Source organism: Streptomyces sp. NRRL B-3229 (assembly GCF_000719505.1).
Lineage (GTDB): Bacteria > Actinomycetota > Actinomycetes > Streptomycetales > Streptomycetaceae > Streptomyces > Streptomyces griseorubiginosus.
This window is the reverse complement of sequence record NZ_JOGP01000022.1, coordinates 57377-79316: the sequence shown is the minus strand read 5'-3', so window position 1 is coordinate 79316 and position 21940 is coordinate 57377. Positions and strand designations below refer to the sequence as shown.

The following is a 21940-nucleotide window of genomic DNA, read 5'->3' as shown; positions in this document are numbered from 1 at the left end:
GGGCCGGACTCTCAAGCCCCTCTAATCCGACGCGTCATCAAGCACCGCCATCGCCGCATTGTGCCCCGGCACCCCGCTCACCCCTCCCCCGCGCACCGCGCCCGCCCCGCACAGCAGCACGTTGGCGTGCCGGGTCTCCACGCCCCAGCGGCCGGTGTCCTCCTGGGCGTACGGCCAGGACAGTTCGCGGTGGAAGATGTTGCCGCCGGGCAGCCTGAGGTCGCGCTCCAGGTCGAGCGGGGTCTTGGCCTCGATGCAGGGCCGGCCGTCCGCGTCGGTGGCCAGGCAGTCGGTGAGCGGCTCGGCGAGGTGCGCGTCGAGCTGCGCGAGGGTCGAGGCGAGGAGTTCCTCGCGGACTCCGTCGTTGTCGTGGTCGAAGAGCCGGGCCGGGGTGTGCAGACCGAACAGGGTGAGGGTCTGGTAGCCCTGCTCGACGAGTTCGGGGCCGAGGATCGTCGGATCGGTGAGGGAGTGGCAGTAGATCTCGGAGGGCGGGGCCTCGGGCAGGCGCCCCGCGGCGGCCTGGGCGTGGGCGGTGGCCAGCTGCCGGTAGCCCTCGGCGATGTGGAAGGTGCCGGAGAACGCCTCACGCGGGTCGACCTCGGCGTCCTTCAGCCTCGGGAGCCGCTTGAGGAGCATGTTGACCTTGAGCTGGGCCCCTTCGGCGGGGGGCGGGGGCTGGTCGCCGGCGAGGGCGGCGAGTTCCTGCGGGGAGGCGTTGACCAGGACGTGCCGGGCTTCGACGACGCCTTCACCGTCGGCGGTGCGGTAGGTGACCTCCGCCGCGCGTCCGTCCGAGGAGATGCCCACCACCTCGTGCCCGGTGGCGAGGACCGCGCCGGCGTCCCGGGCCGCGCCGGCCAGGGCGTCGGTGAGGGCGCCCATGCCGCCGACGGGCACGTCCCAGGCACCGGTCCCGCCGCCGATCACGTGGTAGAGGAAGCAGCGGTTCTGCGCGAGGGAGGGATCGTGGGCGTCGGCGAACGTGCCGATGAGCGCGTCGGTCAGCACGACTCCCCGGACCAGGTCGTCGGCGAAGCGGGCCTCCACGGCCACCCCGATCGGCTCCTCGAACAGAAGCCGCCACGCCTCCTCGTCGTCCACGCGCCCGCGCAGCTCGTCGCGGGTGGGCAGCGGTTGGGTGAGCGTGGGGAAGACGCTCTTCGCGACGCGGCCCGTCAGGTCGTAGAACCGCTGCCAGGCCCGGTACTCGCTCTCGCCGCCGGTGAGCCTGGCGAAGGCCTCCCGGGTGCGGCGCTCGCCGCCGCCGACGAGGAGACCGGTCGGCCTGCCGTCGCGCTCCACGGGGGTGTACGACGAGACGGTGCGGGTGCGGACACGGAAGTCCAGGCCGAGGTCGCGGACGATCTTCCTGGGCAGCAGGCTGACCAGGTAGGAGTAGCGCGACAGCCGGGCGTCCACGCCGGTGAAGGGCCGGGTGGAGACGGCGGCACCCCCGGTGTTCCCGAGCCGTTCGAGGACCAGCACGGACCGGCCGGCCCGGGCCAGGTAGGCGGCGGCGACCAGGCCGTTGTGGCCGCCACCGACGATGACGGCGTCGTAGCTCCGCTGAGGTCCCTCGTGTGCAGGCATGGTTCTTCGTAACACGTGATGATCTAGGTCGGCCAGAGGGGCGGCAACTGGCGGGACTGGCGCGCCCTGCGGGACTGGCGCGCCCGGCGGTCAGCGCGGTCCTGCACCTGCACACCCCTACGCCTGCGCTCCCCTACGCCTGCGCTCCCCTACGCCCGCTGCTGCCTGAGGGCCGCCACTCTCCGGTAGAGCTCCACCGCCTCCGCGCCCCGGCCGAGCTGTTCCAGGCAGTGGGCCTCGTCGTTGCGGCTGGCGAGGGTGTCGGGGTGGTCGGCGCCGAGGACGTGCTCGCGGGCGGCGGCCACTCTGCGGTACTCGGTGAGGGCGTCCGCCCAGCGGCCGAGCCAGCCGAGTCCCACGGCCACCTCACGACGGCTGACCAGGGTGTCCGGGTGGTCGGGCCCGAGGACGCGTTCACGGATCGCGCACACGTCCCGGGACTCGGCGAGCGCCTCCTCCCAGCGGCCGAGGCGGCCGAGGTTGACGCCGAGGCCGTGCCGGGCGCGCAGGGTCTCGGGGTGGGCGGGGCCGTGGATGCGGGTGCGGTCGTCGATCAGGTCGCGGTAGAGCTGGAGGGCGTCCGCGCTGCGGCCGAGGCGGCCGAGGCTGATGCCGACCTCGTAACGGGCGGCGAGGGTGTCCGGGTGGTCCGGGCCGAGGGCCTGGGCGCGGGCCTCCGCGACCTCGCGGTAGGTCCGGAGGGCTTCCTCCCAGCGTCCCAACTGGCCGAGCGCATAAGCGACTTCGTACCGGGTGACCAGGGTGTCGGGGTGATGGGGGCCGAGCACCCGGGTGCGGGCCGCGGCCACCTCGCAGGCCATCCGGTACGAGTCCTCCAGGCGCCCGAGCCTGCTGAGGTTGAAGGCGAGGTTGTGACGGCAGCGGAGGGTGTCGGGGTGGTCAGGGCCCATCTGCCGTTCCCTGGCCTCGAGGACCGAGTTGTAGACCTGGTGGGCGTCGAAGTGCCGGCCCAGCCGGCCGAGGACGTACGCCATCTCCTGGCGGGCGGCGAGGGTGTCGGGGTGGTCGGCGCCCAGGATGCGGGTCCTGGCCGCGGCCACGTGCTTGTACTCGCGCAGGGCGTCGGCGGCGCGGCCGGTGCGGCTGAGGGTGAAGGCGACCTCGTAGCGGCTGGCGAGGGTGTCGGGGTGGTCGGGGCCCAGCAGGTGCTCGCGCTCCGTGGCGACCGCGCGGTGCACCTCGCCGGCCTCCGCCCAGCGGCCGAGACGCCCCAGGCTGAGTCCCGCGTTGTGCCGTCCGGCCAGCGCGGTGATGGTCTGCGGGGACGGCAGCGGCGGTTCCACGGGCACCGGGGTCTCGATGCGGCCGGTGGCGGGGCGGGCGATCCACTCACCGGTCAGGCCCGCCGCGGGGTCCGGGGGCGTGGTGGCGAGGCCGGCGCCGGTGGCCTTGTGGCCGGTGGTCATGCCGCGGGTCCAGGAAGGCAGCCGGGTCTCTGGAGGGAGCTCCGGTCGGGGCGCCGGAAATTCGGGCTGCGGGGTCACCACGGTCGGCACGTACGCCGGTGTCGTACGGCCGAAGGTGATCCGGCGCCCCACCTCGCGGGCGTCGTGGGGGCGTTGCTCGGGGCGCTTGGCCAGCAGGTCGAGGATGACCTTGTCGAGGTACTCGGGGAGTTCGGCGCGGTGGCTGCGCGGAGGCGTGGGCGCGGTGTCGCGGTGGCCGACGAGGATCGCCCAGGCGTCGCCCAGGTCGAACGGTGGCGCCCCGGTGGCGATCTCGTACAGCACGCAGCCCAGGGAGTACAGGTCGCTGCGCTGGTCGACCTCGGTGCCCCCGATCTGCTCGGGCGACATGTAGTGCGGGGTGCCCATCGCGATGCCGGTACCGGTCAGCCGGGAGGTGAAGCCGATGTCGTGGCCGAGACGGGCGATGCCGAAGTCGCAGATCTTCACGGTGCCGTCGGTGAGCCGGACGATGTTCGCGGGCTTGAGGTCCCGGTGCACGACGCCCTGCCGGTGGGTGTAGGCGAGGGCGGCGGCGACCTGGTCGGCGATCTCGACGACGTCGGCGACGGGCAGCGGGTGCTGTTTGTTGTCCTCCAGGAGCTGGCTGAGGTTGCGGCCCTCCAGGAGCTCCATCACCAGGTAGAGCACCCCGTCGGACTCGCCGAAGTCATGGACGACGGTCACCCCGCGGTGGCTGAGGGCCGCCGCCACGCGTGCCTCGCGGCGGAACCGCTCCCTGAGGACCCGGGTGAAGTTCTGGTCGTGCTGCCCGCCCAGCGGCTTGAGGCACTTGACGGCGACGTGCCGGCCCAGCGACTCGTCGCGGGCCCGCCACACCTCGCCCATGCCGCCGCGTCCGATCAGATCGAGCAGCCGGTACCGCCCCTGGATGAGCCTGCTGTCCCCCATCTCCTGCGACCGCCCCCGTCGAACTCGCCCCGCCCTCCCCTGGCCCGTCCAGTATGGCGACCTATCGTCCGAGTTTGTACGGGGCGGGCCGGGAGCCCGGGCCGAGCCGGGCCATGGCCCGCAGGATGTGCTGGGGCGGAAGTTGCCAGCGCACCCGTGCGGGCACGCAGCGCAGCAGGGTGCCGGTGGCGCGCAACTGACGGGTGACGGAGGCCGGTTCGGGGGCCGGCCTGCCGTACAGCTCGTGGGCGTACGGCGGCAGGGCGGCGTACGCCAGGTGCGCCACGCGCCGCCACAGCAGCTCGCGCGCCGGCACGAGGAGGGGGTGCGTCGGCGGGCGGAGGAGGAAGTCGTCCACTTCGCGGGCCTCGGGCGTGACGGCCAGTTCGGGGAGCACCTTCTCGAAGTAGGCGGCCATCTCGGCCTGGTTCGCTGGTACGGCGTCGGGGTCCAGGCCCACCAGGCGGGCGCTGACCCGGTGTTCGCCGATGTAGATGTCGGCCTGCTCGTCGGTGAGGCGGAAGCCGGAGCGCCGGGCGACCTGGAGGTAGGAGTCGATCTCGGCGCAGTGCACCCACAGCAGGAGGTCGGGTTCGTCGACGCCGTAGCGTTCGCCGGTGTCGGGGTCGGTCGCCCCGAGCATGCTGTGGATCTTCCGGACCCGGGCGCCGGCCTTCTCCGCCGCCTCGGTGGTGCCGTAGGTCGTGGTGCCCACAAAACTGGCGGTGCGCATCAGCCGGCCCCAGGCCTCGCGCCGGAAGTCGGAGTTCTGCGTGACACCGCGCACCGCGCGCGGGTGCAGCGCCTGGAGGTAGAGCGCGCGGACACCGGCGACCCACATCATCGGGTCGCCGTGCATCTGCCAGGTCACGGACCTCGGACCGAACAATCCCGGATCACCCGTCATGCCGGAAGGCTAACGCCGTACCCGCGGCATCCCCAGACCGATCCACGAGATGATCTCGCGCTGGATCTCGTTGTTTCCGCCACCGAAGGTGAAGATGACCGCCGAGCGGTAGCCGCGCTCCAGCTCGCCGTGCAGGACGTCGCCCACCGAGCCCTCCTTCAGGGCGCCCGCCGCCGCGACGATCTCCATGAGCCACGCGTAGGCGTCCCGGCGGGCCTCGGAGCCGTAGACCTTGACGGCGGAGGCGTCCTGCGGGGTGAGGGTGCCGTTCTGGACGGCGTTCACCATCCGCCAGTTGAGGAGCTTGAGCGCGTCGAGCCGGGTGTGGGTCTGGGCGAGGCGGCGGCGCACCCACGGCAGGTCGATCACCCGGCGGCCGTCGGCGAGCTTGGTCTCCATGGCCCAGCGCTGGACGTTCTGGAGGGCGCGGATCGCCATGGTGCCGTGGGCGGCGAGGGTGACCCGCTCGTGGTTGAGCTGGTTGGTGATCAGCCGCCAGCCCTGGTTCTCCTCGCCGACCCGGTGCGAGACGGGGACCCGGACGTTCTCGTAGTAGCTGGCCGTGGTGTCGTGCGAGGCGAGGGTGTTGATGAGGGTGCAGGAGTAGCCGGGGTCGGTGGTCGGCATCAGGAGCATGGTGATGCCCTTGTGCGGCGGGGCGGCCGGGTCGGTGCGGACGGCGAGCCACACCCAGTCGGCGGTGTCGCCGTTGGTGGTCCAGATCTTGTGCCCGTTGACGATGTACTCGTCGCCGTCGCGTACGGCACGTGTCTTCAGGGAGGCGAGGTCGGTGCCCGCGCCGGGCTCGCTGTAGCCGATGGCGAAGTCGATCTCACCGGAGAGGATGCGCGGCAGGAACCAGGACTTCTGCTCCTCGGTGCCGTACTGCATGATCGTCGGCCCGACGGTGTTGAGGGCCATCAGCGGCAGCGGTACGCCGGCCTGGGCGGCCTCGTCGAAGAAGATGAACTGTTCCATCGCGGTCAGGCCGCGGCCGCCGTACTCCTTGGGCCAGCCGACGCCGAGCCAGCCGTCGGCGCCGAGGCGGCGGATGGTGTCGCGGTAGAAGCGCTTCTGGGCTTCCCGGTCGGTGAAGCGGGCGTGCGCGTTGTCCGGGACCAGGTCGGCGAAGTAGGCGCGCAGTTCGGTGCGCAGCCGCTGCTGCTCGGGCGTGTGGTCGAGATGCACGGCGCCTCCAGGCTCCCAGGCCGGTCCTGACGGCGCACACGGTAGAACGTGTTCCAGAAATTGGGAACGGTCAGGAGGGGGTCTCTCGGGGCGCGGGAGATCCTGGGAACCGGACGTCCGTCTCAGTGCAGGGTCGCCATGAAGTCCGTGCACGCCTGGGCGCACTCGCGGCACGCCTTGGCCGCCGCCTCCGCACCCGGGTGCCGGTCCATGACCTGCGCGCACTCCAGGCAGACCGAGCGGCACCATTCCAGCTGGACACGGATGCCGGCCTCGTCGAGGTGGTTCTCCTCGGAGAGCACACGGCAGGTCGCGTCGCACACCTCGGCGCACATGATGGCCTTGCGCCGCAGTAGTTCCTGCTCCTCGGTGCCGTCCGGATCGACCATGCTGGCACGCAGCGCGCAGGCGCGTGCGGTTTCGGTGCACGCCTGGGCGCACGCGAACCGGTCCTCCAGGAACCGGAAGAGCTCCTGCTGGGAAGTCGTAGTCGTCACAAGGGGCGGGTAGCCGGGGTCCCGGCCGTCAAACCCGGGGTTCCGGGGGTTCCCCGGCCGTCAAACCCGGAGTTCCGGGGGTTCGCGGCACTCCTGGGGGTCGGTTCGCTCGCGGGTCCGGGGGTACTCGGGTGCCATGAACCAAGCCCTGAACAGCGAATGGATGGACATGGCGGCGGGCCGGGGCGGTCTCGCGGCCGGAGTGATCGCCGCGGGTGTGGTGGTCGTGGCGGTGCTGATCGGCGCCTTCTGGCTGGGCTCCCGGGTCAGGCGCCGCGAGTCGCCCCCGCCCACTCCCGAGGAGCAGCCGAAGCTGCCCGAGGGCGGGCCGGTCCGTGAGGTCAGGGAGCACCGGGAGCCTGACGAGGTGCCCCGGGGCGACACCCGGCTGACCCCGCACGAGCTGCCCAACCACGGCAACAGCCCGAGCCGGACCGGTTCGGGGGAGCGGCCGCGCTGGAACGAGGGCAGCAGCGGATCCTTCGGCAGCGGCGGCCCCGCGGGCAGCTGACGGGCACCCCGGTACGCCTTACCGCACCTGGAGGCGGTCGCCCGCTCGCTCACCGAGCCGGGCGGCCGCCTCCAGCAGCAGTGCGTGGACGAAGGCCTGCGGGAGGTTGCCGCGGAGCTGGCGCTGGGCGATGTCGAACTCCTCCGCGTACAGGCCGGACGCGCCGCAGGCTCCGCGATTGCGTTCGAACCAGCGGTACGCCTCGACCGTCCGACCCTGCTGGTGCTCCGCGAGCGCCATGACGAACCCGCACAGCAGGAAGGCGCCCTCGGCCTCCTCCAGGGGGCGGTCGTCGTGGCGGAAGCGGTAGAGGTAGTGGTCGTCGGCCAGCTCCCGGCGGCAGACGGCGAGGGTGGCCCGGGTGCGCGGGTCGGCGGCGGGCAGGGCGCCGCGTACACCGGGCAGCAGCAGGGCGGCGTCCACGGACGGGTCGTCCGGGGTGCGCTGCCAGTGGCCGTCGGGATGGACGCAGGTCCGTTCGGCGGCGTGGAGCAGGGTGTCGGCGAGGGCCGTGCAGGTGGCGGCGAGCGGGTGGCGGGGCGCCGCCGCCGCTACGGCCCGTAGGCCCGCGACGCAGGTGAGCCTGCTGTGGGTCCACTCCCGGTCGTCCAGCTCCCAGATCCCGGCGTCGGGCTCGCGCCACCGGTCGGACACGGCCCGCACCGCGATGTCCACCGCCTTCCAGTGACTCTCGTCCAGTCGCCCGTGGCGTTCGGCGGCCGCGAGCAGCAGAAGGGCCTCGCCGAAGCAGTCGAGCTGGAACTGCTCGCCCACCCGGTTGCCGACACGGTCGAAGCCACCGGGGTAGCCGGGCAGGTCGAGGTCGCGCTGGGCCGGGACGGGCCGCCCGTGCACGGTGTAGGCGGGCACCAGACGGGGTCCGTCGACGTGCAGGCGCGCGGTGACGAAGTCGACGGCGGAGTCGAGGAGTACATGGTCGCCCGCGGCGGCGGCGGCCTGTCCGGCATAGCTCTGGTCGCGGATCCACACGTACCGGTAGTCGTAGTTGCGGCCCTCCTCGGCGCGCTCGGGCAGGCTGGTCGTCGCCGCCGCGACCATGCCTCCGCCCCGCGTGGTGAGCCCGCGCAGGATGGCGTACGCCCGCCGCGCGTCACCGGGGGCGGCCGTGCCGTCGAACGCCGGGACCGCCTCGCGCCAGGCGGCCTCGGTGGCCGCCCAGGCGCGCCGCGGCTCCGGCGGCTCGGCCGGGAAGGGGGACGCGGAGCACTCCAGGACCAGGTCGTGCCGCTCACCGGGCTTCAGCTCGATGTCGAGGGTCAGGCCGTGCTCGCCCGCGGCCGCCCCCGGGGCGCCCTGCCAGCGCAGCCGGTGCCTGCCGGTCCGCAGCTCCCACACTCCGTCGTCGCCGCGGTGCGCGGAGTCGAGCTCCGCCGCGCCGTACTCGCCGTGCGGGTCGAGGACGACGGAGAGGTGGGCCGGGCCGTCGACCGCGTGCAGTTGTCGCAGCAGGACGAGCCGGTCCGGGTCGCCGGGGAAGGCCAGCGCCTCACGGCACTCGACGATCCCCTCCTCGGTGACCCAGCGGCTGCGCCAGATCAGGGTGCCCTGCTCGTAGTAGCCGCCGAAGACGTGCCGCCCCCGGGGAGTGATGGCGTACGCCCCCCGCCCGCCGACCAGCGCGGCGCAGACCGCGTCGTCGTGCCAGGCGGGAGCGCACAGCCACCCGATGGCACCGTCGGGCCCGATGAGCGCCCCGCGCTCACCGTCCGCCAGCAGCGCGTAGTCGTGCAGCGCGTGGGGTGGGTAGGCGGTGGTCATGGGGCACGGGTACCCAGGGGTGGGGAGATCAACAGGGGCCGGGAGGGCGGGGCCGGCGGCCGGGTGGGATGCGCGGAGAAGCTCCGTACGACCCTGGGGGTGACGGCCAACTGCTGTCCATTTCGCAGACGTTGACCGCTGCACCCCGCCACAGCAGAATGAGCCCGCGCTCTTTGAGAGCGCTCTCAGAACCCTGGCCCACCCTGACCTGCCTTGGCCCGCAGCCCCGAGGAGACCCATGACCGGCAGCCCGCGCCCGCCCCTCAGCCGCCGTACGCTCATCGGAACCGGACTCGGGGTCGCGGCCCTCACCGCGACCGGCGCCGGTTCCGCCCGGGCGGCACAGGGCCTCACGGGTGCCTCCGCGCTCTCCCCGGCCGGCCGGGCGCGGGCCTTCCTCGCCGCCGCCATGGACGCGTACCCGGACCACGGCACGATCCGGCTCACCCAGAGCTACAGCGACCAGGCGGGTCTGTTCAGCACCGCGTTCACCTACGACAACGCCCTCGCGATCCTGGCCCACCTGGCCTTCCCCGGCGGCGGGTCCCGGGCCGTGGCCCTCGGCGACGCGCTGCTGTACGCCCAGACCCACGACCCCGTCCACGACGACGGCAGGTTGCGGCAGGCCTACAACGTGGGGCCGTACACCTTCTACGACGGCTCCCCGCAGCCGGACGGGTTCGTCCGGGCCGACGGCACGGCCAACGTCGGGACGCAGTTCGGCTTCACCGGCACCGCCGTGGGTGACATGGCGTGGGCCGGTGTCGCGCTCGCCGCGCTGGCCGGGCGGACGGGGCAGCGGCGCTTCCTCACCGGCGCGGTGCGGATCGGCGAGTGGATCGAGCGGGTCGGACGGACCGACGAGCCGCTCGGCGGGTACAAGTTCGGCGTCGACGGGGCGGACAGGAAACTGCCGTTCACCTCGACCGAGCACAACACCGACCTGGTCGGGCTGTTCGGACGGCTCGCCCGGCTCACCGGGGACCGCGTCTGGCGGGAGCGCCGGGCGCGTGCCCGGGCCTTCGTCGAGAAGATGTGGGAGCCGAAGGGCGGGTTCTTCTACACCGGCACCAACGACGGCGTCACGATCAACAGGTCCCCCATCCCGGAGGACACCCAGACCTGGACCCACCTCGCCCTCGCCTCGTCGGCCCACGCCCGCTCCCTCGACTGGGCCGCGTCCGAGCTGGCCGTCCGGGACACAGCGGACCGTCCCAACAGCACGGTCCCCTCCGGCCAGTCCTACGAGGGCGTCACCTTCAGTTCCGCGAGCCTGCTGGCCGACGAGAGCGCCCCGATCGCCGCGGGGCAGCCCAGACCCGACCGCAACGGCGTCTGGTTCGAGGGCACCGCCCACCTCGCCCTCGCCCTGCGCGAGCGAGGCCGGGCCGGTGACGACAAGCGCGCCCACCGGCTCCTCGGTTCGATCGAACGTGCCCAGGACCTCCTCGGCGACGGCCAGACCGCCGGCGGCACCCCCCTGCCCGCCCGCTCCGGGATCGTCTCGGCGAGCAGCCCCCTCGACACGGGCTTCGGGTTCGGCTACTACCCGTACCGGCACACGGGCGCCACCGCGTGGTACCTCCTGGCGGCGGCTCGCGCCAATCCGTTGCGGGCGTGAGGCGAGGCTTCCCGACCGGGGCACACGACCGCGAACACGGATTCCGGCCTGTTCCGTACCGGCCGCCGCCGTCGCGCTGATGCCGCCCGAGCAGCCGCCCGGCCTCGCCGGGAGCGCGGCCCGCCTCGCCTTCGGACACCGGTCGGCCCGCCGGTGGCCGACATCGCACCGCGCTGGGGCCGGAGTTGGTCGCCCTCACCCATGGGTGCCGACAACTGCGGGATGAAGGTGGCGAGTTGGCCAGCCGACTGGACCGCGTGGACCGGCCGGGCGGACCTGCACGTCCGGGCCTCGACGGCACCGAGCGTCAAGTCGGCGTGCAAACGCTGTCTGACCGTCGTGCCGAATCAGTGGGAGATGGCCGGGCACCCTGTGCCGCGGGACTGGGTGGACCGGGTACACCAGTTGATAGACGCCCGCGCAGTCGGCGATGTCTACACACCCCTGCTCGACGAAATTCTTGATCCGCCCATATGAACCTTGGTGTCCAGGGCGGCCCAGGCTGTGACGGGGCGGGCGGATCCGCCAGGGGAAATGAGCGGCGGAGTCCCCCTGGTACGCGGTACGGTGCGCCGATGTCAGGGATCAGGACGTTCCAGGTCACCTTCGACTGCGCGGAACCCGAGCGCCTCGGCCGCTTCTGGTGCGAGGTGCTGGGCTACGTCGTACCGCCGCCACCCGCGGGGTTCGCCACCTGGGACGATTTCAAGCGTTCACAGTCGCCCGAGGAAAGGGATGCTGGTTCGCCTGCGTCGACCCCTCGGGTGTGGGCCCGCGCCTGTACTTCCAGCGCGTCCCCGAGGGCAAGGCCGTCAAGAACCGCGTGCATCTCGATGTGCGGGTCGGCACGGGACTCGTGGGCGAGGAACGCCTCGCGGCACTCGAAGCCGAATGCACACGGCTGATCCCGCTCGGTGCGGTCCACGTGCAAACGCTGTACGACGGCAACGACTCATGCATTCCGATGCTGGACATCGAGGGGAACGAGTTCTGCATCGACTGAGACCCTTCGAGGCGCGGAGGCAGCAAGCTTCCGCGCCTGCATCCGCGCGAACACGTGCTCGACGCAGGCCCGGACCTTGCGGTGGGAGGTGTTGCGCCCCTCTGATCCAGGGAAGCGGAGGGAACCACTCAGAGCCGCCACCGCTCTTCCGCAGGTCAGCAGCTCACGCGACGCGGGGCGCGCAGCGCTCCCCGTACGTGCAGGCGTCTTCGACAGTCAAGGCCCCGCACCCGCGTCCCCGACGTGACCTTCGGTGTCCCAAGGTCGATACTGCCCACAGCAGTGCTCTCCGCCCGCGCCTGTGTGACCACCACCGACCGCCACGATCGAAAACTGCATCCGTCCGCTGTGAGCTGGCGAAACGCCGGTCACCGATTTGTCTGTTCTGTCAATCCCTGGAGGAGACACCCATGAGGATGATCATCAACGTCCCGGAAACCGTGGTCGCGGACGCCCTGCGCGGGATGGCGGCCGCCCATCCGGAGTTGACCGTGGATGTCGAGAACCGTGTGATCGTACGGCGGGACGCCCCCGTGGCCGGGAAGGTCGCCCTGGTCTCCGGTGGCGGGTCCGGGCACGAGCCGCTGCACGGCGGATTCGTCGGGCCCGGCATGCTCTCCGCGGCCTGTCCCGGCGAGGTGTTCACGTCGCCGGTGCCCGATCAGATGGTGCGGGCGGCGGCCGCCGTGGACAGCGGGGCCGGGGTGCTGTTCATCGTGAAGAACTACACGGGTGACGTGCTCAACTTCGACATGGCCGCCGAGCTCGCCGAGGACGAGGGCATTCAGGTCGCCAAGGTGCTCGTGAACGACGATGTCGCCGTCACCGACAGCCTCTACACGGCGGGCCGGCGCGGCACGGGTGCCACCCTGTTCGTGGAGAAGATCGCGGGCGCCGCTGCGGACGAGGGGCAGCCGCTGGAGCGGGTGGAGGCGATCGCCCGTCAGGTCAACGAGAACTCCCGGAGTTTCGGCGTCGCGCTGAGCGCCTGCACCACGCCCGCCAAGGGCAGCCCGACCTTCGATCTGCCCGACGGTGAGCTGGAGTTGGGGGTCGGCATCCACGGCGAGCCCGGTCGGGAGCGGCGCTCCATGATGACCTCCCGGGAGATCGCCGACTTCTCGGTGCAGGCGATCCTCGACGACATGAGCCCGCGCAGTCCCGTGCTCGTCCTCGTCAACGGCATGGGCGCCACACCCCTGTTGGAGCTGTACGGGTTCAACGCCGAGGTGCAGCGGGTGCTCGCCGAGCGCGGGGTCGCCGTCGCCCGCACCCTGGTCGGCAACTACGTCACCTCGCTCGACATGGCGGGCGCCTCCGTCACCCTGTGCCAGGTGGACGAGGAGCTGCTGCGGCTGTGGGACGCGCCGGTGAGGACGGCGGGGCTGCGCTGGGGGGTGTGAGCAGGCGACCAACGTACCGACCACGCAAGGAGATCCAGTGTTCGACGCCGACTTCTTCCGCCGTTGGATGACGGCGACCGCCACGTCAGTGGACCGTGAGGCGGAGCGGCTCACCGCTCTCGACTCCCCCATCGGGGACGCCGACCACGGCAGCAACCTCCGGCGCGGCTTCACCGCGGTGACCGCGACCCTGGAGAAGGAGGCCCCGGACACCCCGGGCGGGGTCCTCACCCTTGCCGGACGCCAGCTCATCTCGACGGTCGGCGGCGCTTCGGGGCCCCTCTACGGGACGCTGCTGCGGCGCACCGGCAAAGCGTTCGGGGACGCCGCCGAGGTCAACGCGGAACAGCTGACCGAGGCGCTGCGGGCGGGCGTGGAGGCGGTCATGACGCTGGGCGGAGCCGCGCCCGGCGACAAGACCATGATCGACGCCCTGGTGCCCGCCCTCGACGCGCTCGGCAGCGGCTTCGCCGCCGCGCGCACGGCCGCCGAGCAGGGGGCGCTCGCCACGACGCCGTTGCAGGCCCGCAAGGGCCGGGCGAGTTACCTCGGTGAGCGCAGCATCGGACACCAGGACCCGGGCGCCACCTCGGCCGCCCTCCTGATCGCAGCTCTCGCGGAGGCAGCCGGTGAGTGACGCAAACCCGGTCGGGATCGTGCTGGTGTCGCACAGCGCCGAGGTGGCCGCGTCGGTCGCGGAGCTGGCGAAGGGGCTCGCGGGCGGCGGCACCGAGGTGCCCGTCGCCGCGGCGGGCGGTACCGAGGGGGGCGGTCTGGGTACGAGTGCGGAGCTGATCGCCGCCGCGGCCGCGTCCGTGGACCGGGGCGCCGGGGTGGCCGTGCTGACCGACCTCGGCAGCGCGGTGCTCACCGTCAAGGCGCTGCTCGCGGAGGGCGACGAACTCCCGGACGGCACACGCCTGGTGGACGCCCCCTTCGTCGAAGGAGCGGTGGCCGCGGTGGTCACGGCGGCGGCCGGCGCCGACCTCGCGGCCGTCGAGGCGGCCGCGGCGGAGGCGTACAGCTACCGGAAGGTCTGAGGGGCGGCGCGCGACGAGTGCGCAGCGGCGAGGGCCTGGCGGGGAGTTCTCCCCGCCAGGCCCTCGCCGTCACCGTCTCTTGCGACTCTTCGCCGCCTCACCCTGCACGAACTCCCGTGCCAGCCGCTCCCCCAATGTGACGGCGGCCTGGTGGTCCTCGATGGGCTTCACCCGGGAGTCCTTGAACACGATGTAGGTGACACCGGAGGGCGCGCCGCCGCCGCGGGGGTCGGAGCGGATGCCGAGCGCCTTCGCGGTGGCGTAGGACGCCTCCCCGATGATGCCGCTCGGGCCGACGTCCCCGACGACGGCGTACTGCACCCGGTCCTCGTACACGACGGCCGCGACGGCGCCGCCGTGCACCCCGTGGGCCCGGTAGTCCCAGACCGGGCTCGGGGCCGGGACCACGATGAACGGCAGGTTCTCGGCACTGAGATAGCGGCCGTCGGACTGCTGGTAGGCGGTGGCGTCGGAGAAGAGCGGGTCGGTGCGGCTGTTGCAGTGGCTGCCCGGCCGGCCGTCGCAGTCGATGTCCATGTCGGCCTTCCAGAACACGGCCTCCTCGGTGCCGCAGACCGGGATGGTCGCGGACTTGTCCTCGTCGGCGCGGTAGCGACCGCGCGAGACGGGAACGCAGTCCCGCACCCGGGCCAGCAGGTCGGCGGCCGGGACGGTGCCTTCCCGCCGCACCACCGGCTCCGTCCGGGCGGTGGCGACCTCTACGGCGGGGGCTGCCGTGGGGGCGAGCAGAGCGGCGCTTGCCGCGGCCAGCGTCAGCGACTGGACACGCACGATAAGGGACCCTCTCCTCGGGTGCATTGACGGGCACTCAGCCCAATCTGATGCGGTCTCAGCGCAGCGGCCACCGCAAGGGGGCCGGACGGGGCAGGCACCCGGACGGGGCAGGGACGCGAAGGGGGCGGTGCTGGAAAGGGGGGCAGGAGCCGGGGGCTGGAGCCCTCGGCGGACCCCGGCCGCCCGGCCACCCGTACGGGCGCGGGAACAGCGACGACAGCGGCCCGCGCCACCGGCGTGAACTCCCCTTCACTCATGGCGAGTTCGGCCTGGAGAGGTTTCAGCATACGTAACCGTCCCGAGCCCGGCCCACGCGGTCGCCCCTCTTGCCGCGGGCCCACCCTCGACGCCATATTGGTCCGGACCATTGCCGTACTGTCCTGCGGGGAGGCCGAGACGTGCGAGGCGTACCCGTCCCCCTCGCCCTGTGCGCGGCACTCCTGCTCGTCGGTTCCTGCGGGTGCGGCGGTCCGGACGACGGGGGGAGCGGCCCGTTGCCCGCCGCCCCCGGGGGCGTCACCGCGACCGCGGGCAGCGCGACGAGCGTGCATGTGATGTGGAATGCCGTCGGCACGGGGATCGACCGCTACGAGGTGTATCGCGGCACCACAAAGGTCAAGGATGTGCCCGCTTCACAGCACATGGCGGATGTCACCAGACTCCGGCCCGCGACCCCGTACGTCTTCAGCGTGCGGGCCCGCGACCCCGAAGGACGTCTCGGCCCGCCGAGCCCGGAGGTGCGGGCGACGACTCCCGCGGCCGTGGCGGCGGACCGCTCGGCCCCGGCCCGCCCCGGCGAACTGCGCGGCCGGACGGCGGGCAGCCGGGCCGTCCAGCTGAGCTGGTCCGCCTCCTCGGACGACCGGGACGTGGTGTCGTACGACATCTACCAGGGCGGCAGCAAGATCCACAGCGTGGGCGGGGCCCAGACGGCGGCCGTGGTCACGGGGCTGCGTCCGGGCACCCGCTACTCGTTCACGGTCCGGGCCCGGGACGCGGCCGGAAACCTCTCGCCGGCCGCGGCGGACGTCCGGCTCAGCACGCCCGGCGGCGACGACGGCCGGGAGACCGCCCCTACGGACTTCCGCGCCACGGCCCGGCTCGGCGTCGACGGGGCGTACTACCTGGACCTGGCCTGGCTCCCGCCCCGGACGGACGGGGTCGTCACCGAGTACCAGGTCCGTCTCGACGGAGCGGCCGCCACCTCGCTCGTGTTCGGCGGGACACCTCCGCGCGGGAGGACGACGTACAGCTTCTATCTGGGGCGCGAGCCCGGCGAGCGCCACCGGGTGCGGATCAGGGCCCGGCTGCCCGACGGCACCTGGGGCGGGCTGTCGGCCGAGCGGACGGTCACGACGGGCGCCGCCGGCCGGTGACGACCGCCCACCTCCGCGGCCGGCGTGTGCGCCGACCGGAGGATTCCGTCACCCGCGCGGCGGTGCCCCGGGTGCGGGCCGGGCCGTCCGCGCATTGGCTGCCCCTGAGGCAGCACGGGCTTCCCCCACCTCGGCGGCGCCACGGATGTTCCGCCAACCGTGCCGCCGGAGGGCAGTCCATGCGCACTATTCAGCCACTTCTCCGCTCCGGCCTGACCGTCGCGGCCGTCGCCGCGCTGCCGCTCGCCCTGACCGCCGGGCCCGCCGCGGCAGGTCCCGGGATCTCCGTGAGCACCTCCGGATCCACGGTCTCCGTCACCACGACGGCCTGTTCCCGCACCGCCCCCACCGGCGGCTGGGGCACCGCCTCGCTGCTCACCAGCAGCCAGGCCAACTTCAGCCAGGGGCGCCAGGTGGCCCTGTCGGGGACCACCTCGCTCCAGTCGGCCGCCTGGTCGAACGTGAGCCCCGGGACGTACACCGTCATCGTGATGTGCGCCTACAACAACAGCACGGCGGGCACCCAGTCGATCATCGTGTCCGGCTCCGCCACGCCCACGACCTCGTCGACGGCCTCCGCCTCCCCCTCGCGCGGCGTCCTGGGCGGTCTGGGCGGGGCCACCAAGGACTACGGCACCGTGACGCTGGCGGTCGGCGGCGGTCTGGTGGCGGTCGGCGCGGCGGCGACGGCCTGGTTCCTGCGCCGCCGGTCGCGGCCGTACCGCCTCTGAACCCCTGCCGGGCACGGGAGTTCGCGGAACGTCTTCAGCTGTCCGGGAGTTCGCCGAACGCCCTCAGCTGTCCGGAAGTTCGGCCAGCTCCTCCAGCGCCTCGGTGAGCCACTGCGTCCAGAAGGTCTCCAGTTCGATGCCCGCGCGCAGGACCAGGTGCTGAAGCCTGGCCTGCGCGCTGTCCTTGCCGGGTGGGAAGTCGCGGTCCTGGATCTGCTCGTACTCCGCCAACTGCCGCCGGTGCAGGTCGAGATGGCGGCGGAGGTCGGCTTCGAGTCCGTCCGTGCCGACGACTGCGGCCGCGCGCAGCCGCAGCAGCAGGGCGTCCCGGTGCGGCTTGGGGTCCTGCGCCGCGGCCGTCCAGCGTTCGAGCTCGGCGCGGCCCGCGGGCAGGACCTCGTAGCTCTTCTTCTGGCCCCGGCTCGGCCGGTCCTCCGGGATGGCCCGGATGTAGCCCTCGGCCTCCAGTTTTCCCAGCTCGCGATAGATCTGCTGGTGCGAGGCCGACCAGAAGTAGCCGATCGACCGGTCGAACCGACGGGTCAGGTCCAGCCCCGCCGACGGCCTTTCGAGCAGTGCGGTGAGGATCGCGTGCGGGAGTGACATGGAGTCATCCTAGGGACGAGCCGAGCGGGGCCGGGGCTCCCTACAGGGCCGCCGCGACCTCGGTGCCCTGCTTGATGGCCCGCTTGGCGTCCAGCTCGGCGGCCACGTCGGCCCCGCCGATCAGGTGCGCGCTGCGGCCCGCCGCGACGAGCTCCTCGTACAGGTCCCGGCGCGGCTCCTGGCCCGTGCACAGCACGATGGTGTCGACCTCCAGGACGGTGCTCTCCTCGCCGACGGTGATGTGCAGGCCGGCGTCGTCGACCCGGTCGTAGCGCACGCCCGGGACCATGGTGACGCCCCGGTGCTTGAGCTCGGTGCGGTGGATCCAGCCGGTGGTCTTGCCGAGCCCGGCGCCGACCTTGCTGGTCTTGCGCTGGAGGAGGTGCACGGTCCGGGGCGGCGCCGGGCGCTCGGGGACGCCGAGTCCGCCGGGTGCCGTGTAGTCCATGTCCACGCCCCACTGACGGAAGTACGTCGCCGGGTCCTCGTGCGCCTTGTCGCCGCCGTCGGTGAGGAACTCGGCGACGTCGAAGCCGATGCCCCCGGCGCCGAGGATCGCGACCCGATCGCCGACGGGGGCGTTGTCGCGCAGGACGTCGAGGTAGCCGACCACGCTGGGGTGGTCGAGGCCGGGGATGTCGGGGGTGCGCGGGGTGACGCCGGTGGCGACGACGACCTCGTCGTACTCCGTCAAGTCACCCGAGGAAGCCGGGGTGTTGAGCCGTACGTCCACGCCGTGGGCGTCGAGCTGGTGGCGGAAGTAGCGGATCGTCTCGTCGAACTCCTGCTTGCCGGGGACCTTGCGGGCCACGTTGAGCTGACCGCCGATCTCGCTCGCGGCGTCGAAGAGGGTGACCTCGTGGCCGCGTTCGGCGGCGGAGACCGCGCAGGCGAGACCCGCGGGACCGGCGCCGACGACCGCGACCCGCTTCTTGAGCCGGGTCGGGGACAGCACCAGCTCGGTCTCGTGGCAGGCACGCGGGTTCACCAGGCAGGAGGTGATCTGGAGGCTGAAGGTGTGGTCGAGGCAGGCCTGGTTGCAGCCGATGCAGGTGTTGATGGCCTCGGGGCGCCCCTCGGCCGCCTTGTTCACGAAGTCGGGGTCGGCGAGCATCGGGCGGGCCATCGACACCATGTCCGCGTGGCCGTCGGCGAGCAACTGCTCCGCCAGCTCGGGGGTGTTGATGCGGTTGGTGGTCACCAGCGGGACCGACACCTCGCCCATGAGCCGCTTGGTCACCCAGGTGTAGGCGCCGCGCGGCACCGAGGTGGCGATGGTGGGGATGCGGGCCTCGTGCCAGCCGATGCCGGTGTTGATGATCGTGGCCCCGGCCGCCTCGACGGCCTTGGCGAGCGTGATCACCTCGTCCAGGGTGGAACCGCCCGGGACCAGGTCCAGCATGGACAGCCGGTAGACGATGATGAAGTCCTCGCCGACCGCCTCCCGCACCCGCCGCACGATCTCGACCGGGAAGCGCATGCGGTTCTCGTACGACCCGCCCCAGCGGTCGGTGCGCCCGTTGGTCCGGGCCGCGATGAACTCGTTGATGAGGTAGCCCTCGGAGCCCATGATCTCCACGCCGTCGTAGCCGGCCTGCCGGGCGAGGCGGGCGGCGCGGGCGTAGTCGTCGATGGTGCGCTCCACCTCGGCGTCGGTGAGCTCGCGGGGCGGGAAGGGGCTGATCGGTGCCTGGAGGGGGCTCGGGGCGACGAGGTCCTGGTGGTAGGCGTACCGCCCGAAGTGCAGGATCTGCATCGCGATCCGGCCGCCCTCGCGGTGCACGGCCTCGGTGACGGTGCGGTGCTGCTCGGCCTCCGCGTCGGTGGTGAGCTTGGCGCCGCCCTCGTAGGGCCGGCCCTCGTCGTTGGGGGCGATGCCGCCGGTGACGATCAGGCCCACCCCGCCCCGCGCGCGGGCCGCGTAGAACGCCGCCATGCGTTCGAAGCCGCGCTCGGCCTCTTCCAGGCCGACGTGCATCGAGCCCATCAGGACGCGGTTGGGCAGCGTGGTGAAGCCCAGGTCGAGCGGGCTCAGCAGGTGCGGGTAACGGCTCATCGGGCCCCTCCGTCGCGGTCTCGTCCTCCCTGTTGTAGAGGACCGCGACGCGTTTATGCAACTAGTTGCATAACGGGGTGACGAGAACCACGTGGCGCCCTCGCGCGCCGGGCGACGTACTCAGCGGCTCTCCAGCCGCACGTGCAGTTCGCGTTCCTGGTCCCCCGACATGGAGGCGAGGTCCCGCACCGCGAACATCGAGTCCAGCGTGGTCCGCAACTGCTCGATGGCCCAGTAGCCGCCCTGCGCGTCGGCCTCCACGGAGGACGACAGCCGGGCGGGCGGCGGGCAGGAACGCGCCTCGGTCACCTCGAACGTGCCCAGCCACACCATCGGCCGCGACTCGTGGAGTTGCTGCGGCACCTCGTCGGCGCCCCGGTCGGACTCGAAGCACGCGGTCAGGGTGTCGAAGACGATCCGGGCGTCCTCCGCGCTGCATCCGCTGATCTCCAGGGAGACGGACTCGTCGTGCGTTCGCTCACGATCCATCGTGGTCGCTCCTTCCGTGACGATGACCGGACCGCCGGGTTCCCCGCGAACCGCGCCACCCCCTCAGAAAACCACCACCTCCGCCGGAGCACTACCGGCGGAGAAGGGGCCCTGCCGACGGCTGCTGCATGGACGACCGGCGACGTCGCGGGACAACCGGGCACCTCGGACGGCGGCGGCCGACGTCGGAGCCCGACCGGCGACCCCCGAGCCCGACCTGCGACCTCGGAGCCCGACCGGCCGCCTTCGGCGCAGGCGCCTGCTCCGCGGCACGACCGGCTGCCCCTCCGCGCGCACCGCATCCCCACAACGCGCCCCACGCCCCCTCACCCCACCCCCAACGGCGTCACCGGTGCGGCTCGTCCCTGTGTGGGTCGAACAGAGGGACCGCGATTCCGGCGAGTACCAGGCCCGCGGCCACCAGGATCCCCTCCGGGAGGGCCATGCCGGAGGTCAGGAGGAGGACGGCGACGGCGAGGGTGGCCCAGGCCCCCGTGCGCCGGTACTCGCGGGGCCGGGCGGGGCGGCCCGAGCCCAGCGCGCGGGCGAACCGTGGGTCGTCACGCGCCAGCCGCGCCGCGAGGTCGAGCAGGCGTTCGTCGTCGGGCCGGCCCATGACTCCTCCTTCGCACGGCGGACGTCCGCTACCGTTCCGCGTCCGCCCCGACCGGGACGGAGACCGGCTGCGGGGTGGTGTCGTCGTCCCCGGGCGTCCCGGCACGACGACGTGACCCCAGGGCCCGGGCCAGCAGATGGGCCCGCCCCGCGGCCACGGGACCGAGAACGGCCAGGACGAGGACGTACCCGGCGATGAACGGCGCCAGACGTGCGTCGAGTCCCGCGCTCGCCGCCATCGCGCCGAGGATCAGGGCGAATTCGCCGCGGGCGACGAGGGTGGTGGCGATGTCGGCGGCGGGCTGGGCGCCGTAGCCGTAGAGACGGGCGACGAGCAGACCGGCGACGATGTTCATCACGACCGTCACGGCGGCCGCGGCGGCGACGGGCCCGGCGACGGACGTGACGACACCGGGGTCGATGGAGAGCCCGAAGGCGAAGAAGAAGATGGCCGCGAAGGCGTCGCGGAGCGGGTGCACCAGGCTGCGGATGCGCGGCCCCGAGGGCGTGCCGGCCAGGATCAGGCCGACCATGAAGGCGCCGATGGCGTCGGCGACGCCGAGCACCTCGGAGACGCCCGCGACGAGGACCGCGGCGCCGAGGAAGCTGATGACCAGGAGTTCGTCGTCCCGGACGTGGATCAGCCGGCCGATCCAGCGCGTCCCGTAACGGGCGGCCACGGCCAGCACGATCAGGAAGCCGAACGCCTTGCCCGCCTGGAGGAGCATCTCCACGGGTCCGCGTGCACCGCTGACGACCGGCTGGAGTGCGGCGAGGTACAGGGCGAGGAAGATGTCCTCCACGACGATCACGCCGAGGATCAGCCGGGTCTCGGGGCGGCCGATCCGCCCCAGGTCGATGAGGATCTTGGTGACGATCGCCGACGAGGAGATGCCGAGGACCCCGGCGAGCACGAGGGCCTCCCGGGTTCCCCAGCCGAGCGCGAACCCGAAGCCGAGTCCGGCACCGACGTTCGCCAGGAGGTAGATCCCGCCGGCGGCGAGCAGGCGCCTGCCGCCGTTGCGCAGGTCGTCGACGTGGAACTCCAGGCCGAGGTAGAACAGCAGCAGCACCAGGCCGAGCGCGGAGAGCATCTCGAAGTCGTGCGGATCCTCGACCAGCACCAGGCCCGGGGTGTGCGGGCCGAGCAGGATGCCGGCGAGCATGAAGAGCGGGATGGTCGGCAGTCCGATGCGCCCGCCGAGCCGGGCGAGGAAGGCCGCGGCGAGGAAGGCGCCGCCCATGGCGAGGAGGGTGTCAGCGTGTCCCACGGGTCACCTCCCCCGGGGGCGCGGTCGGGCGTGCGTGCTGTGCCGTTCGGGGATGGATGCGACAACTCCTTCGTCAGTGGA

General features: G+C 72.9%; 20 protein-coding genes and 1 pseudogene. 9 read left to right on the top strand and 12 right to left on the bottom strand.

Going from position 1 to position 21940, the window contains the following annotated elements; genetic code table 11:
- Nucleotides 1-21: 21 nt before the first annotated feature.
- The 5 genes from IF54_RS0130570 to IF54_RS0130550 form a co-directional block, all read right to left on the bottom strand.
- Complete coding sequence (locus IF54_RS0130570; protein ID WP_030324616.1) at nt 22-1593, bottom strand: phytoene desaturase family protein; 1572 nt, start codon at nt 1591-1593, stop codon at nt 22-24.
- Nucleotides 1594-1742: 149 nt separating this feature from the next.
- On the bottom strand, nt 1743-3971 hold the full coding sequence (locus IF54_RS0130565; RefSeq protein ID WP_030324615.1) for a serine/threonine-protein kinase: 2229 nt from the start codon (nt 3969-3971) through the stop codon (nt 1743-1745).
- Between the two features lie 61 nt (nt 3972-4032).
- Nucleotides 4033-4878, bottom strand: coding sequence for an oxygenase MpaB family protein (locus IF54_RS0130560; protein WP_030324613.1), 846 nt, complete (start codon nt 4876-4878; stop codon nt 4033-4035).
- Between the two features lie 9 nt (nt 4879-4887).
- Nucleotides 4888-6066 (bottom strand): acyl-CoA dehydrogenase family protein, encoded by a 1179-nt coding sequence (locus tag IF54_RS0130555; protein WP_030324612.1) that lies wholly within the window; start codon nt 6064-6066, stop codon nt 4888-4890.
- A gap of 122 nt (nt 6067-6188) precedes the next feature.
- The gene (locus tag IF54_RS0130550; protein ID WP_030324611.1) at nt 6189-6563 is read right to left on the bottom strand and encodes a hypothetical protein; all 375 of its coding nucleotides are present in this window, start codon (nt 6561-6563) and stop codon (nt 6189-6191) included.
- A gap of 136 nt (nt 6564-6699) precedes the next feature.
- Between IF54_RS0130550 and IF54_RS0130545 the strand changes: the two genes are divergently transcribed.
- A complete protein-coding gene (locus IF54_RS0130545; protein WP_234439100.1) occupies nt 6700-7074 on the top strand; it encodes a DUF6479 family protein in 375 nt (124 codons plus the stop codon).
- 18 nt (nt 7075-7092) lie between these two features.
- On the opposite strand, the gene IF54_RS0130540 is transcribed toward IF54_RS0130545, so the two are convergent.
- Nucleotides 7093-8853 (bottom strand): glycoside hydrolase family 15 protein, encoded by a 1761-nt coding sequence (locus IF54_RS0130540; protein WP_030324608.1) that lies wholly within the window; start codon nt 8851-8853, stop codon nt 7093-7095.
- Between the two features lie 238 nt (nt 8854-9091).
- Between IF54_RS0130540 and IF54_RS0130535 the strand changes: the two genes are divergently transcribed.
- The 6 genes and pseudogenes from IF54_RS0130535 to IF54_RS0130510 all read left to right on the top strand — a co-directional run bounded on the left by IF54_RS0130535 (nt 9092) and on the right by IF54_RS0130510 (nt 13920).
- Nucleotides 9092-10474, top strand: coding sequence for a hypothetical protein (locus IF54_RS0130535; RefSeq protein ID WP_030324605.1), 1383 nt, complete (start codon nt 9092-9094; stop codon nt 10472-10474).
- 201 nt (nt 10475-10675) lie between these two features.
- Nucleotides 10676-10951 (top strand): hypothetical protein, encoded by a 276-nt coding sequence (locus tag IF54_RS0130530; RefSeq protein WP_030324602.1) that lies wholly within the window; start codon nt 10676-10678, stop codon nt 10949-10951.
- 98 nt (nt 10952-11049) lie between these two features.
- Nucleotides 11050-11477, top strand: a pseudogene (locus IF54_RS39875) (VOC family protein).
- Nucleotides 11478-11887: 410 nt separating this feature from the next.
- Nucleotides 11888-12880: a dihydroxyacetone kinase subunit DhaK gene (gene dhaK, locus IF54_RS0130520; protein WP_030324600.1), complete on the top strand. Its 993-nt coding sequence runs from the start codon at nt 11888-11890 to the stop codon at nt 12878-12880.
- 37 nt (nt 12881-12917) lie between these two features.
- Entirely contained in the window at nt 12918-13517 is a 600-nt protein-coding gene (dhaL, locus tag IF54_RS0130515; RefSeq protein WP_030324598.1) for a dihydroxyacetone kinase subunit DhaL, read from the top strand.
- Complete coding sequence (locus IF54_RS0130510; protein ID WP_030324597.1) at nt 13510-13920, top strand: PTS-dependent dihydroxyacetone kinase phosphotransferase subunit DhaM; 411 nt, start codon at nt 13510-13512, stop codon at nt 13918-13920. Before dhaL ends, IF54_RS0130510 begins: the two co-directional genes overlap by 8 nt.
- Nucleotides 13921-13989: 69 nt before the next feature.
- On the opposite strand, the gene IF54_RS0130505 is transcribed toward IF54_RS0130510, so the two are convergent.
- On the bottom strand, nt 13990-14712 hold the full coding sequence (locus IF54_RS0130505) for a glycoside hydrolase family 75 protein (RefSeq protein WP_030324596.1): 723 nt from the start codon (nt 14710-14712) through the stop codon (nt 13990-13992).
- A gap of 401 nt (nt 14713-15113) precedes the next feature.
- On the opposite strand from IF54_RS0130505, the gene IF54_RS0130500 reads away from it, so the two are divergent.
- Nucleotides 15114-16091 carry a fibronectin type III domain-containing protein gene (locus IF54_RS0130500; protein WP_030324594.1) on the top strand — a complete coding sequence of 326 codons (978 nt, stop codon included), beginning with the start codon at nt 15114-15116 and terminating at the stop codon, nt 16089-16091.
- 179 nt (nt 16092-16270) lie between these two features.
- Nucleotides 16271-16822 carry a hypothetical protein gene (locus IF54_RS0130495; RefSeq protein ID WP_020138496.1) on the top strand — a complete coding sequence of 184 codons (552 nt, stop codon included), beginning with the start codon at nt 16271-16273 and terminating at the stop codon, nt 16820-16822.
- 63 nt (nt 16823-16885) lie between these two features.
- Here IF54_RS0130495 and IF54_RS0130490 read toward each other — a convergent pair whose 3' ends face one another.
- From IF54_RS0130490 to IF54_RS0130470, 5 genes are all read right to left on the bottom strand, one after another.
- Nucleotides 16886-17428 carry a PadR family transcriptional regulator gene (locus IF54_RS0130490; protein ID WP_030324592.1) on the bottom strand — a complete coding sequence of 181 codons (543 nt, stop codon included), beginning with the start codon at nt 17426-17428 and terminating at the stop codon, nt 16886-16888.
- A gap of 40 nt (nt 17429-17468) precedes the next feature.
- Nucleotides 17469-19484: an NADPH-dependent 2,4-dienoyl-CoA reductase gene (locus IF54_RS0130485; RefSeq protein ID WP_030324590.1), complete on the bottom strand. Its 2016-nt coding sequence runs from the start codon at nt 19482-19484 to the stop codon at nt 17469-17471.
- A 120-nt stretch (nt 19485-19604) separates the two neighbouring features.
- Entirely contained in the window at nt 19605-19973 is a 369-nt protein-coding gene (locus IF54_RS0130480) for a hypothetical protein (RefSeq protein ID WP_030324588.1), read from the bottom strand.
- A gap of 346 nt (nt 19974-20319) precedes the next feature.
- Nucleotides 20320-20589 (bottom strand): DUF3040 domain-containing protein, encoded by a 270-nt coding sequence (locus IF54_RS0130475; RefSeq protein ID WP_030324585.1) that lies wholly within the window; start codon nt 20587-20589, stop codon nt 20320-20322.
- 28 nt (nt 20590-20617) lie between these two features.
- A complete protein-coding gene (locus tag IF54_RS0130470; protein WP_030324580.1) occupies nt 20618-21859 on the bottom strand; it encodes a cation:proton antiporter in 1242 nt (413 codons plus the stop codon).
- Nucleotides 21860-21940: the final 81 nt, after the last annotated feature.

Bases quoted from the DNA above. Each gene is read 5' to 3' on its own strand.
- IF54_RS0130570 (WP_030324616.1), bottom strand. From the start codon at position 1,593: ATGCCTGCACACGAGGGACCTCAGCGGAGCTACGACGCCGTCATCGTC.
- IF54_RS0130565 (WP_030324615.1), bottom strand. From the start codon at position 3,971: ATGGGGGACAGCAGGCTCATCCAGGGGCGGTACCGGCTGCTCGATCTG.
- IF54_RS0130560 (WP_030324613.1), bottom strand. From the start codon at position 4,878: ATGACGGGTGATCCGGGATTGTTCGGTCCGAGGTCCGTGACCTGGCAG.
- IF54_RS0130545 (WP_234439100.1), top strand. From the start codon at position 6,700: ATGAACCAAGCCCTGAACAGCGAATGGATGGACATGGCGGCGGGCCGG.
- IF54_RS0130540 (WP_030324608.1), bottom strand. From the start codon at position 8,853: ATGACCACCGCCTACCCACCCCACGCGCTGCACGACTACGCGCTGCTG.
- IF54_RS0130535 (WP_030324605.1), top strand. From the start codon at position 9,092: ATGACCGGCAGCCCGCGCCCGCCCCTCAGCCGCCGTACGCTCATCGGA.
- IF54_RS0130530 (WP_030324602.1), top strand. From the start codon at position 10,676: ATGGGTGCCGACAACTGCGGGATGAAGGTGGCGAGTTGGCCAGCCGAC.
- dhaK (WP_030324600.1), top strand. From the start codon at position 11,888: ATGAGGATGATCATCAACGTCCCGGAAACCGTGGTCGCGGACGCCCTG.
- IF54_RS0130495 (WP_020138496.1), top strand. From the start codon at position 16,271: ATGCGCACTATTCAGCCACTTCTCCGCTCCGGCCTGACCGTCGCGGCC.
- IF54_RS0130490 (WP_030324592.1), bottom strand. From the start codon at position 17,428: ATGTCACTCCCGCACGCGATCCTCACCGCACTGCTCGAAAGGCCGTCG.
- IF54_RS0130485 (WP_030324590.1), bottom strand. From the start codon at position 19,484: ATGAGCCGTTACCCGCACCTGCTGAGCCCGCTCGACCTGGGCTTCACC.
- IF54_RS0130480 (WP_030324588.1), bottom strand. From the start codon at position 19,973: ATGGATCGTGAGCGAACGCACGACGAGTCCGTCTCCCTGGAGATCAGC.
- IF54_RS0130475 (WP_030324585.1), bottom strand. From the start codon at position 20,589: ATGGGCCGGCCCGACGACGAACGCCTGCTCGACCTCGCGGCGCGGCTG.